Origin of the sequence: Pantoea sp. Lij88, assembly GCF_030062155.1 — a bacterium.
Taxonomy (GTDB): Bacteria; Pseudomonadota; Gammaproteobacteria; order Enterobacterales; family Enterobacteriaceae; genus Pantoea.
The window spans coordinates 59,723-71,673 of the sequence record NZ_CP118269.1; the positions used below are offsets into that span (position 1 = coordinate 59,723).

The window sequence follows — 11,951 nt, forward strand, 5'->3', positions numbered from 1 at the left end:
GATATGTGCCAGAAGCACAGCAGAAACAACAGGATGAAGAGGATCACTACCTGTTAGTGATCGGTGATCCTGATCCGTATAAGCTGGGATCAAAATGGCACGTTATCCACAGCTCAAAAATCATTCTCCCGTTGTTCTTTGGGTAACTACCGGTTATACGCAGTAAAATAGGGTAGTTATCCACAAAATAAACGAGTCCAAAAGGATAAAATCAGCATCTTCCACTGGGGATCGTCACTATTTCGCGATCCCCAGCCCCATTCAGATCGCCTTTTTCCAGCTTTCCAGCCAGGCTTCCGCCGGATCTTCAGGGATCTCATGCTCCAGCACGTCAATCTCCAGACGATCGCCAATCTGACGGGCACCCTGAGCAATTAACAGCGCTTCAATCTGGCGGATCGCGCCACAAAAGAGATCATATTCATGATTGCCGAGTCCAATGGCACCAAACCGGACCTGCGAGAGATCGGGCTGGCTTTCCGTGATGGCTTCGAACAGCGGCAGCAGGTTGTCGGGAATATCGCCGGCACCGTGAGTTGAACAGACCACCAGCCAGATACCCTCGAGCGGCACCTCGTCCAGCTCCGGGCCGTGCAGCATCTGGGTTGAGAAGCCCGCTTCCTGTAATTTTTCTTCGAGATGTTCAGCCACATACTCTGCGCTACCCAGAGTACTGCCACTGATTAAGGTAATATCGGCCATCTTGCTCTCCCGGACATTAAGGCGAGCATTGTACGCTGTGATCAAGCGGTGATCCACCTGTGGACAACAGGGTTAATAGATCAAGAGAGGCGAAGGCAGCCGTTGTCAGCCGCCACATTCGTCAGGGATAAGATTATGCACAGGGCGGAGAGGATCAGGGCTTGATGGTCCGCATGATCGGGTTTTGCAGCGAGATCAGGGTTTCTGTCGACTGGATTTCATCAATGGTCTGGATCTTGTTGATCAGCACCTGTTGCAGGGCATCGATTGACCGGCACATGACTTTAATAAAGATGCTGTAGTGGCCGGTCGTGTACCAGGCCTCGACGACTTCATCCAGCGCATCCAGTTTGCTCAGCGCCGCCGGATAGTCACGCGCACTCTTGAGGATAATGCCGATAAAACAGCAGACATCAAACCCCAGCTGGCGCGGATCGATATCTACCCGGGTGCCCAGAATAATGCCCGCCTGCTTCATCTTTTCCACACGCACATGAATGGTGCCGGGGCTGACATTAAACTGTTTTGCCAGCTCGGCGTAAGCGGTGCGCGCGTTATCCAGCAGGGCATTCAGAATGCCGCGATCCAGGTTATCGAGCTGCAGATGTTCGGCCATGGCCATCCTCGTTATTGGTCTGCTTGAGTAAACAAAGGTGAATGTGCAGCAAAATAACGGTTCAGGCAACTACCGGCAGCGACGGGCGCCGCTGCCGGTTCACTTAGCGTTTGCGCCAGACGGTGACCTGCGCCAGCGTGTGCTGGAACTTGCGGGCCGTTTCGCGGATCACAAACGGTTTATCCTGCGGTTCATCGACCAGGTCGAAGTCGGCCGCCAGCAGACGTTGCAGTGCTTGCAGTGTGGTCAGTGCCTCACCATTCTCACGCACGCCGCCCAGCCAGTTCTCCTTCGGCGTGAAATCTTCCAGCCAGGTGTAAGGCGATGAGAGCAGCAGAATGCCGCCCTGACGCAGCATCGGTGTGATGTCACGCAGGAAGCGTGCAGGCTGACGCAGACGATCGATCAGGTTGGAGGCGAGTACCAGATCGTAACGGCCAGGCTGCGGCTTCAGGTTACAGGCGTCGCCCTGAACAAACTGAATCCGCTGCGCCAGTTCGCTCTCCAGTGAGAAATCTTTCAGGCGAACCTGACGATACTCCACCAGATCGCCTTCCTGCGGCAGCAGATAACGGAAGTCTTCGCCGCTGGCCAGCTGCAGCGCCACATCAATGAAGCGTGCCGAATAGTCCATCCCGGTAACGCGTTCAAAGTGGCGTGCCAGTTCAAAACTGGCGCGTCCGGTGGCACAGCCGATATCCAGAGCATCGCCACGGGCCGGGGTGTAGTTAAGCGCCAGCTTCACCAGGCTTTCGGCATAGTTATCCACGCCGAAATAGCGCGGGCCATACTGGAAGTCGAGGTACTGCGACACCATCGCGTCTGATTCATACGGGTTCAGCGCCATGGTCTCCTGATGGCTGGAAACCACGTAGCGGAAACCGGCATGCTGGAAGAAGTGGCGGCGGAACGCATAGCGTGCTGATTTCAGCGCTTCGTTGCCGGTCGAGATCCAGCTGCCGCCTTTAATCAGCGAATGTTTGCCATCGAAGGTCGGAGTAGAGAAATCATCGTAAAGCGGGTGGACTTTGAAGCCTTCAAAGCCGTTAGTTGGCGTGGTTGTCCACTGCCAGACGTTACCGACGATATCGAAGAATTCGCCCTGGGCGAAGAGATCGACTGGCGAGGAGGAAGCCCAGTACGCCAGGTTGATGTTGCCCGGCGCCCGCTCCCAGTCCGGCTGATCGCCCACGACCTGTTCGCGCAGCTGAGCCCACTCCGCTTCACAGGGAAGCTGAACGCTCATGCCGGTCTGATCCGCCTTCCATCGGCAGAACGCCGCCGCTTCCAGCTGATTCACCTCGGCAGGCCAGTCCCATGGCATAGTGACTTCTTCACACATCAGACGCAGTTTAAGCTGATCGGGCATCGCAGGCGTGCCGACCCAGAAAGTGGGCATCTCTGCTTTGGCAAACTGACACCAGCCCCAGCCTTCATCATCCCACCAGCGGGCATCCTGATAACCGCCCGCCTCAACGAACGCCAGAAATTCTGCGTTGCTGACCAGCATTTTGCTCGCCCTGAACGGCTGCAGCGCAACCTGCTGGCGGCCATATTCGTTATCCCAGCCGTAGGTATCGTCGGTTTTACCCAGCGTGACGGTGCCGCCAGGCATCGGCAGCAGCGTGTTGGCCGGCACAGCTTCGCGCTGGTGGCGCGCCATCGGACAGGCCGGCCACGCGGCCTGCGGTCTGACCCACTCAACCGGTAACTGGCGGATCAGCACGCTGGAGGTTTCCAGATGGATACGCTCATGCTCAATACCCATCAGGATCACCCAGGCCGGGCTCTCCCAGCTGATCGGCAGCGTAATCGGCATGGTCTGGATCAGATCGCTGACCAGCGCTTTCACGCGTCCGCGGTATTCACGGACTTCTTCAATAGTGGGCCAGTCATAGTGGCTGTCGTTGAGATCGTCCCAGCTCATCTCATCCACACCAATCGCCATCATCGCTTCGATACGATCGTCCAGACGCGCGTCAATCAGGCGTCCGGCCATCAGCTTATTAATGTAGAAGGTGGCAGTATGGCCAAAATAGAAGATAAGCGGATGGCGCAGCGGAATGGCTTTGGTAAACCAGGCCTTCGAATCGGCCAGACAGGTGAACAGACTTTCATACTGTTCCCAGGTCTGATGAAAATAGGCCAGCAATTCGGCACGTTTTTGTTCTGTATTCTGGCCGGAGAGCAATAACGTCCGCGTCGGTGCAGGCAAATCGCGGTGGGGTTGAGCAAGCGTCACAGGAAGCTCCAGATTGCTGAGTAAGTGAAACGGTAATTTACTATAGCAAAGAAGCTTTTCTGTCAGATGACTTAACGGCGCCAGTGGCGCAGCAGGCGGCTTTTCATGCCGGTATCGAAGCGCCAGATATGGTCGAAGATGCGCAGAATGCCTGGTTTCCCGTGGGCCGACATGGCGACGGCGTGAAAACGTTGCTGATTGTGTCGCTGGCGCGTTTTAATCGCCCCGATCACCTCTTCCGGCAGACGCTGGGCAATAAAATCGGAGACGATCACCGCATCGGCCTCCTGCCACAGTGCGCCTTCCATCCGGGTGACAACAGAGGACAGACAGGCAGCCAGATCGGTACCGCCGCGAAAACGCTGACTGAGAAAGCGAATCGCCTGTTCCAGTCCGTCATCACCGGTCAGCTCATAGCCAATCACCTCATGAGCAAACAGCATGATGTAGCAGCGACGGCGATCGGCCAGCGCGACCTTCAGCAGTGCCAGACAAAATGCCTTGGCGCAGCGCTCATTGAAGCCACCCATCGAACCGGAGGTATCAACGCAGACGATAAACGGCCCGCGCGGCTGCTCTTCATGCTGCTGGTGGCTGGCCGGACGCATCGTCACCTTTTCATGCCAGGCATCGCCCTGCAGCTTGTAAGTCAGCAGCCGTTTTTCCACCAGCCGCCGGTAAAATTCCAGCTCCAGTTCGCTGATGCTCAGCGCGGCTAACTCCGGCGGCAGCAGACGCAGCACGTCATCGCTCTGATGAATGCCGCTGACCTCTTCCGGCACGGACGCAGGTTCCTGCACCAGATGGTGAAAAGCCTCCATCGGAGCATCCTGCGACGGCACCGATTTGGCCTCGCGGCTGCGACCCAGCTGCTGCGCCAGTTTCAGCAGCTCCGGCTGCTGCGCCAGAAAGTCGCCATATTGCAGCATCAGCTGATAGTCGCCAGGCTGCAGGGACGCTTTGCTCATATCCCACAACCGGCCAGCCGCGGCTTCGTCATCGTCGCCGAGAATCGGTGCCAGCTGGCCGCTCAGCGCCATGCGCTGCTGCAGTTCCGCCAGCAGGCGCTCGCGCTGCTGCTCCAGCAACTGCTGATTCAGCGTCAGGGTCTGTAAGGTCAGGCTCAGCCGCCAGCGCTGTAAAAAGAGCTGGTGCTGCGCGCTGCTGAGATGGTTGATATCGGTGTGCTGCAGCAGACGGTTAGCTTCATCAAGAAAGGGAGAGGGCAGACTTGCAAGCGCCTGCAGTGTGGCAGTTAACTGATGGCTGAATTCACGATCGCTGAGGAGCTGTACCCGCTGAAACAGCTGAAACTCTTCGGCCAGCGTGGCCGGAACCGGCGTGGCCTTGAGATCGGCATTAATCTCCGCTCGCCAGCGCGGCACATCGCGCAGCAGCGCTTTCTTCAGGCCGGGAAACTTTTCAAAAAACAGCGCCAGCTGTGGGGACGCCAGCAGGGCAATAATCAGCTCTTCGATCAGTTCGGTTTCACCTACTGAAAGCAGCGTGCTGAGCGTCTCCACTGAGATCATTTACGCGCCTGTTTCAGCTGTTCCGCCACATCCTGCAGGCTGGTTTCAACCCGCGCCAGCCAGTCATCACTGATAAACAGGCAGCGCTGATGCTGACTGAACTGGTGACGCTGCGACCGCAGTTCACTCTCCAGCGCATCCAGCGCCTCGGTGATCTCACCCGGCAGCGGCTCGCTGCTGCTGACGCCTGGCAGCATCAGCCGCGACGATTGCAGGCTGACATCACGGATAGCCAGGCAGTGCTGTGCATCCACCTGTAAATCCAGACTCTGCGCAAAGCCAATCCCATTCAGCTTGCCGCGAATCTCGCCGCCTTTCTGCAGCCACTGATTCAGTGCATCACGCGCAATCACCAGATGGCTTACCTGCATGTCATGCAGCATCAGCGGCTTTTGCAGCATCAGCGTCAGTTGCTCATCGGTAAAGCTTTCCGGCAGATCGTAATGAGGTTTGCGACTGAACATGCCGCTGTGTTTTTCCAGGGTGATCGCCTGCGCAATGCTCTGCTGTTGCTGCAGGGCCATGCGACGCGCTTTGATCTGCTGCAGTTTCAGCAGCATCGGCTGCTGCTGCCAGGCGTGCTGCGTCATCAGCTGATCGATTTCGCGTTCCAGCAACTGCATGGACGCGACGTCATGCCACAGGCAATCTTTCAGCAGGATCAGGTCAATGGGCGCAATCACGTTGCGTCCGCTGTAAAAGGCGCTGGCCTGCAGCAGATGAATGGCTTTTTTCCAGCGACGATCGGAAATATAAGGCGCGGCGGGCTGGCTCTCCAGCTGCTGACGCAGCTGATAAATCAGTTCAAACACCGCATCGGGCAGGCTGACCTGGCTGATGCCGAGCTGCCACTGCGCATACTCTTCATCACTGATACGCAGGGATTCCGCGACCGGATTGGTGTGCTCATCCTGCTGGTGGGTCAGCATGCTGCGAAAGTTCTGCTTCTCATGCACGTTATCCAGCCACAGGCGAATCAGCATCCGGTCGTAAAGCGCTTCAAGGCCGCTATCTGCTTCCGGCAGTTCATTGGAGGCGGTGACCAGCAGCCGCATCGGGATGGTCTCTTCGCTGTCGCCATTACGGAAGCGGCGTTCGTTGATGGCGGTCAGCAGGGTATTCAGAATCGCCGGGCCGGCTTTCCAGATCTCATCCAGAAAAACGATCTCCGCGTCGGGCAGATACCCTTTCGTCAGACGCTGATAACGCCCTTCATCTTTCAGCGCCTGAATGGAGAGGGGACCAAACACCTCTTCCGGTGTGGAGAAACGGGTCATCAGATATTCAAAGGCGCGGGCGTGCTGAAAGGCATATTTGAGGCGGCGGGCAATCAGGCTCTTGGCGATGCCAGGCGGTCCCAGCAGGAACACGCTTTCGCCACTCAGCGCCGCCAGCAGGCAAAGACGAATGGCATGATGCCGCTCATACAATCCTTTTTCTAACGCATTGCTAAGGCGAGAAATTCTTTCTGCCAAAAGATGGGGTTGAGCCATAATCACTTCAATGTCCTTACGATCGTCGGGCCGCCGCGCTTAAGCAAGCGCATTACTCTATAGATCATCATGCGTGAAAGCGTTGATAGCTGTCAGCTTTTTTGTTTCAGAAGGTTTGCCTGATTGAAAAGCGACGCTAAATAACGCTTTATCGTCAGAATCGACCCCGTTACCCTGCCAGACAGGCGAAGCGGGTATAGGAATTTTTGGTAAACCGTGCATACTGTGCGCTTTTTGATGGCCTGAGCGAGGGGTTTTCGCGCCTCTTAGACTCCAACAAAAGATAACTCTATGAGCTCGGATAATAAGCAGTCACTTCGCGGATTAACGCTGGCCGCTATCGGTGTTGTTTACGGGGATATCGGCACCAGTCCGCTGTATACCCTGCGTGAATGTCTTTCCGGACAGTTTGGCTTCGGCGTTGAGCGGGAAGCGGTATTTGGCTTTCTGTCGCTGATTTTCTGGCTGCTGGTGCTGGTGGTCTCACTGAAGTACATCAGTTATGTGATGCGCGCAGACAATGCCGGTGAAGGCGGGATACTGACCCTGATGTCGCTGGCGGGCCGTCATACCGGTGCACGTGCCACGGCGGTGCTGGTGATCATGGGCCTGATTGGCGGCAGCTTCTTCTATGGGGAAGTGGTGATCACGCCGGCTATTTCAGTGATGTCAGCCATAGAAGGCCTGGAGATTGCCGCGCCGTCGCTCGATCCCTTTATTGTGCCGATGTCGATTGCAGTGCTGACGCTGCTGTTTGCGATTCAGAAACATGGCACCGGCATGGTGGGCAAACTCTTCGCGCCGGTGATGCTGGTCTGGTTCCTGGTGCTGGCGATCCTTGGGGTCAACGGCATCATGAAAAACCCGGAAGTGCTGCATGCACTGAATCCCGCCTATGCGGTTGAGTTCTTCGTGCACTATAAGTCTGTCTCATTCTTCGCGCTTGGCGCCGTCGTGCTGGCGATTACCGGGGTGGAAGCGCTTTATGCCGATATGGGTCACTTCGGTAAAGTGCCGATTCGGCTGGCCTGGTTCTCGGTAGTGCTGCCGTCGCTGGCGCTGAACTACTTTGGTCAGGGCGCGCTGTTACTCAGCGATCCCAAAGCGATTAAAAACCCCTTCTTCCTGCTGGCGCCGGACTGGGCGCTGATCCCGATGCTGATTCTGGCAACCCTGGCGACGGTTATCGCCTCGCAGGCGGTTATCTCGGGTGTCTTCTCGCTGACGCGTCAGGCGGTGCGACTGGGTTATCTGCCTGGGATGCGTATCATCCACACCTCTGAGCGCGAATCGGGCCAGATTTATATCCCGGTGATCAACTGGGTGCTCTATTTCGCGGTGCTGATTGTGATTATCAGCTTTGAGCATTCAAGTAATCTGGCTGCGGCCTACGGTATTGCAGTGACCGGTACCATGGTGCTGACGGCGATGCTCTCCTGCACCGTGGCGGTTAAAAACTGGCACTGGAACAAGCTGGCGGTGGCCGTCATTCTGGTACTGATGCTCTGCATCGACGTGCCGCTGTTTACCGCCAACCTGGTGAAAATCTTCTCCGGTGGCTGGCTGCCGCTCTGTCTCGGCCTGGTGATGTTTGTCATTATGACGACATGGAAAAGCGAACGTTTCCGCCTGCTGCGCCGTATGCACGAACATGGCAACTCCCTGGAAGCGATGATCGCATCACTGGAGAAATCGCCACCGGTTCGCGTGCCGGGCACGGCGGTGTATATGTCGCGTGCGCTGAATGTGATTCCGTTTGCCATGCTGCATAACCTGAAGCACAACAAGGTGTTGCATGAGCGGGTCGTGCTGCTGACGTTGCGGACTGAGGATGCGCCTTACGTGCATAATGTACGTCGCGTCACGATTGAGCAGCTGTCGCCGACGTTCTGGCGCGTGGTGGCGAGCTACGGCTGGCGCGAAACGCCAAACGTCGAGGAGATCTTCCACCGCTGCGGGCTGGAAGGACTCAACTGCCGCATGATGGAGACGTCGTTCTTTATGTCGCATGAGTCGCTGATTATCGGCAAACGGCCGTGGTATCTGCGCCTGCGCGGCAAACTCTTCCTGGCGCTGCAGCGCAATGCGCTCCGCGCGCCAGACCAGTTTGAGATCCCGCCAAACCGGGTGATTGAGCTGGGTACTCAGGTCGAGATTTGATCTGCAGCGCCCGCCTTACGGGGCGGGCGCTGACCAGCGCAGCGTGACGCATAATCCGCCGCCGGGTCGCTGGCTGAAGCTAACCTGCATCCCGTGCAGCTGGGCGATGTTGCGAACGATCGATAATCCCAGCCCGCTACCGCTCTTCTCCTGACCTGGCGGCCGCCAGAAACGCTCACCAAGCCGTTGCAGATCCGCTGTACTCAGTCCCTCGCCGTTATCCTCCACCGACAGGCTATTGGCCTGCAAACGCACATCCACTTCGCTGCCCGCGGGCGTGTAGCGGATGGCGTTATCCAGCAGATTTCGCACCAGCAGAGACAGTAATAGCGGATGCCCCTGAATCTGCGGATCGGTCTCCGCGTGCAGCCGCAGCGTTACACCGTTTTTATCCGCCAGCGGCAGCTGTGCGACGAGCGTCTCCTGCACCGTGCGTTTCAGCGCTACCGGTTCGAAGGCGCTGCGCGCATCATCGGCCTCAACCCGCGAGAGCGTCAGCAGCTGATCCACCAGCCGCGTTGCGCGGGCAATGCCGGCATCCAGTTGCTGCAGCGCATGGGTTCGCATCACTTCATCATCCGCAGTCAGCTGGATCACTTCGCTTTGCACCTGCAGCGCGGCCAGCGGACTACGCAGCTCATGCGCGGCATCGGAGGTAAAGCGCCGTTCACGCTGCATCATGGCGCTGATGCGGCTGAACAGACCATTGAGCGCGACCATCAGCGGTTGTACCTCTTTCGGCACGCGGTCTGCCTGCAGCGGCGTATCGTCATCGGGCGCGCGCTGCGCCAGCTGCCGGGCCAGCGTTTTCAGCGGCCGCAGTTCAGACCAGACCAGCCCGATCAGCAGCAGCAACATAAAAGGCAGCGCGATCAGCCAGGGCAGCACGCTGGCTTTCATCACATCCCGCGTCATGTCGTCACGGTATTCCGACTCCTGACCCACCACCACCCGAAACTGCTTATCGGGCGTTGTCAGCCAGACAAACCGCCAGCGATCGTCATCATTGGTGAGCTGACCCTCATGAAATCCCTGATAGTCAGCTTCAAATGGCAGATAGCGGCCATTATCGCCATCATTCATCACCTGCCTGCCGTCCCGCGTGAAGACAGCAAAGGCCAGCGCATCATCATCCTGTTCGCCGCGATGATGGCGCAGCATCTCTTTGGTTTTTGGCAGCGTGGGGGTGTTCAGTGAGGAGAAATCCAGCGTCAGCAGGCGCTTCGCCAGCAGCATCTGCTGGGTATCAAAGAGCTCATCCAGGGTTTCACGCGTCTGATACCAGGCACTGATACTGGCGCTGGCCCAGCAGAGGCCGAGCAGCAGCACAAAACCGATGCCCAGCCGCAGAAACAGACTCATTGATCGCATCCGGCTTCCCCCAGGGTATAACCGACGCCGTGCAGCGTGCGGATAAACGCGCTGCCCAGCTTTTTACGCAGATGATGGATGTGAACTTCTACCGCGTTGCTGGAGACGTCGGCATCCCAGCTGTAGAGTTTCTCTTCCAGCTGGCTGCGCGTCAGCACCCGGCCCGGGTTGCGCATAAAGAGTTCCAGCAGCGCCAGTTCACGGCTTTTCAGCTCAATCGTCTCACCCTCGCGCATCACACTGTGGCTGCCGGGGATCAGCACCACGTTACCGTGACGGAGTTCGGGCTGCAGCTGGCCGTGGCGGCGGCGGATCAGCGCCTGTAAGCGAGCGGCCACTTCGGTTAAGGCAAAGGGCTTACACAGATAGTCATCGGCTCCAAGCTGAAGCCCTTCGACCCGCTGATCGAGCGCATCGCGGGCGGTCAGTATCAGTACCGGCACATCGTTGCCCTCCTGTCGCCACTGCCGCAGGATATCGAGTCCATCCCGCTCAGGCAGCGAGAGATCCAGAATCACCGCGTCCCACGGCGCGGCCTCCAGCGCGTTAAAGCCCGACTCACCCGAGGTAAACCAGTCAACGCTGAAGCCCAGTTTACTCAGCCCGGCTTTGATACCGTCGCCAATTAAGCGATCGTCTTCAATCAGTAAAATACGCATCACGTCTCCCTGTTCCGATAGCGCTTTATACGAAGCAACTTCCCCACTGTACAGCTGATTTCGGCGAAAATGGCTTATTTTTACCGCTTAAGAAGCTGTTAAGAACTCTATGGTCAACTGGACGTATTCAAACCGAAAACACCACTGAGAAAGGGGTACACCATGAAAAAGCACGCTGCAATTCTGGCCGTCGTTATGCTGGCTTCCGCCCCGGTTTTCGCTGCACAGCAGGGCGGATTTGTTGATCCCAGCGCGCCAGCCGCACAGACGCAGTCAGCAACCGGTCAGGGCGGCTTCAGTGCCGATCACACCAGTGTGGTGACCGTGAAGCAGGCTGAAGAGATGAAAGATGACAGCTGGATTACCGTGCGCGGCAAGCTGGAGAAACAGACCGGCAAGGAAGATTATCTGTTCCGCGACCAGACCGGCACCATGAAAGTCGAAATCGACCACAAGCACTGGAACGGGCAGACCATCACACCTAAAGATAACGTTGAGCTGACGGGTGAGCTGGATAAAGATTTCAACAGCATTGAGTTAGACGTTAAGCAGGTTAAAAAGCTGCCTTAATCTTTTCCTTCAGGGCTGCATTTGCGGCCCTTTTTTTCATCCCCTCTCCCGCCTTAATGCAAATTTCCCCCGGCATGAGCGAAACGTTTCGATGACGATCACAGATTTCTTCTTTGCCCGTTGAGTTGATGGCGGCTTTTCATACACTCCTGACAGCGAAACGTTTCGCTGTGGAGTGAAAAGATGAAAAAAGGTCGCTTGTTAAACGCTGAACTCTCTCATGTGATTGCCCGCCTGGGACACACGGATACGCTGACGATTGCTGATGCAGGCTTGCCCATTCCGGCAGGACCGCAGCGTATCGACTTAGCGCTCACGCCGGGTACGCCCGATTTTATGCAGGTGGTGAATGCTGTCGCACTGGAGATGCAGGTAGAGAGCGCCCTGATCGCGGAGGAGATTAAGCAGCATAATCCGCAACTTCATAGTGCGCTTGTCGCCGTGCTCGAAGCCTTGCAACAGCACCAGGGGAATAGCATCACCATCAGCTACACCAGTCATGAACAATTCAAACAACAAACGCAGCGTAGTCAGGCGGTCATTCGCAGCGGAGAGTGTTCTCCGTTTGCGAATGTCATCCTCAGCGCCGGTGTGACCTTCTGAGGC

At 57.1% G+C, this 11,951-nt stretch carries 10 protein-coding genes; 3 read left to right on the top strand and 7 right to left on the bottom strand.

Features of this window, described 5'->3' with window-relative positions:
• Window positions 1-261: 261 nt before the first annotated feature.
• The 5 genes from mioC to ravA all read right to left on the bottom strand — a co-directional run bounded on the left by mioC (window position 262) and on the right by ravA (window position 6,585).
• Window positions 262-702 (bottom strand): FMN-binding protein MioC, encoded by a 441-nt coding sequence (mioC, locus tag PU624_RS04140; RefSeq protein WP_283546693.1) that lies wholly within the window; start codon window positions 700-702, stop codon window positions 262-264.
• 154 nt (window positions 703-856) lie between these two features.
• A complete protein-coding gene (gene asnC / locus PU624_RS04145) occupies window positions 857-1,318 on the bottom strand; it encodes a transcriptional regulator AsnC (protein ID WP_003849496.1) in 462 nt (153 codons plus the stop codon).
• Window positions 1,319-1,421: 103 nt separating this feature from the next.
• Complete coding sequence (gene ovoA / locus PU624_RS04150; RefSeq protein WP_283546694.1) at window positions 1,422-3,560, bottom strand: 5-histidylcysteine sulfoxide synthase; 2,139 nt, start codon at window positions 3,558-3,560, stop codon at window positions 1,422-1,424.
• 71 nt (window positions 3,561-3,631) lie between these two features.
• On the bottom strand, window positions 3,632-5,092 hold the full coding sequence (gene viaA / locus PU624_RS04155) for an ATPase RavA stimulator ViaA (RefSeq protein WP_283546695.1): 1,461 nt from the start codon (window positions 5,090-5,092) through the stop codon (window positions 3,632-3,634).
• Window positions 5,089-6,585: an ATPase RavA gene (gene ravA / locus PU624_RS04160; RefSeq protein ID WP_283546696.1), complete on the bottom strand. Its 1,497-nt coding sequence runs from the start codon at window positions 6,583-6,585 to the stop codon at window positions 5,089-5,091. Before ravA ends, viaA begins: the two co-directional genes overlap by 4 nt.
• A gap of 291 nt (window positions 6,586-6,876) precedes the next feature.
• Here ravA and kup point away from each other — a divergent pair, with 291 nt between their 5' ends.
• On the top strand, window positions 6,877-8,745 hold the full coding sequence (gene kup / locus PU624_RS04165) for a low affinity potassium transporter Kup (protein ID WP_283546697.1): 1,869 nt from the start codon (window positions 6,877-6,879) through the stop codon (window positions 8,743-8,745).
• 15 nt (window positions 8,746-8,760) lie between these two features.
• Here kup and qseC read toward each other — a convergent pair whose 3' ends face one another.
• The gene (qseC, locus tag PU624_RS04170; RefSeq protein ID WP_283546698.1) at window positions 8,761-10,116 is read right to left on the bottom strand and encodes a quorum sensing histidine kinase QseC; all 1,356 of its coding nucleotides are present in this window, start codon (window positions 10,114-10,116) and stop codon (window positions 8,761-8,763) included.
• Window positions 10,104-10,775, bottom strand: a complete 672-nt coding sequence (gene qseB / locus PU624_RS04175) for a quorum sensing response regulator transcription factor QseB (RefSeq protein WP_283546699.1) — start codon at window positions 10,773-10,775, stop codon at window positions 10,104-10,106. The genes qseC and qseB overlap by 13 nt, the downstream gene beginning before the upstream one ends.
• Before the next feature lie 162 nt (window positions 10,776-10,937).
• On the opposite strand from qseB, the gene PU624_RS04180 reads away from it, so the two are divergent.
• Together PU624_RS04180 and rbsD are read left to right on the top strand one after the other, a co-directional pair.
• Complete coding sequence (locus PU624_RS04180; protein WP_283546700.1) at window positions 10,938-11,345, top strand: YgiW/YdeI family stress tolerance OB fold protein; 408 nt, start codon at window positions 10,938-10,940, stop codon at window positions 11,343-11,345.
• Between the two features lie 183 nt (window positions 11,346-11,528).
• Window positions 11,529-11,948, top strand: a complete 420-nt coding sequence (gene rbsD / locus PU624_RS04185) for a D-ribose pyranase (protein WP_283546701.1) — start codon at window positions 11,529-11,531, stop codon at window positions 11,946-11,948.
• The last annotated feature ends 3 nt before the right edge of the window (window positions 11,949-11,951 follow it).

What these genes read in the sequence shown, in the direction of transcription:
- kup (WP_283546697.1), top strand. Translation starts at nt 6,877, where the DNA reads ATGAGCTCGGATAATAAGCAGTCACTTCGCGGATTAACGCTGGCCGCT.
- mioC (WP_283546693.1), bottom strand. Translation starts at nt 702, where the DNA reads ATGGCCGATATTACCTTAATCAGTGGCAGTACTCTGGGTAGCGCAGAG.
- asnC (WP_003849496.1), bottom strand. Translation starts at nt 1,318, where the DNA reads ATGGCCGAACATCTGCAGCTCGATAACCTGGATCGCGGCATTCTGAAT.
- PU624_RS04180 (WP_283546700.1), top strand. Translation starts at nt 10,938, where the DNA reads ATGAAAAAGCACGCTGCAATTCTGGCCGTCGTTATGCTGGCTTCCGCC.
- qseB (WP_283546699.1), bottom strand. Translation starts at nt 10,775, where the DNA reads ATGCGTATTTTACTGATTGAAGACGATCGCTTAATTGGCGACGGTATC.
- rbsD (WP_283546701.1), top strand. Translation starts at nt 11,529, where the DNA reads ATGAAAAAAGGTCGCTTGTTAAACGCTGAACTCTCTCATGTGATTGCC.
- viaA (WP_283546695.1), bottom strand. Translation starts at nt 5,092, where the DNA reads ATGATCTCAGTGGAGACGCTCAGCACGCTGCTTTCAGTAGGTGAAACC.
- ravA (WP_283546696.1), bottom strand. Translation starts at nt 6,585, where the DNA reads ATGGCTCAACCCCATCTTTTGGCAGAAAGAATTTCTCGCCTTAGCAAT.
- qseC (WP_283546698.1), bottom strand. Translation starts at nt 10,116, where the DNA reads ATGCGATCAATGAGTCTGTTTCTGCGGCTGGGCATCGGTTTTGTGCTG.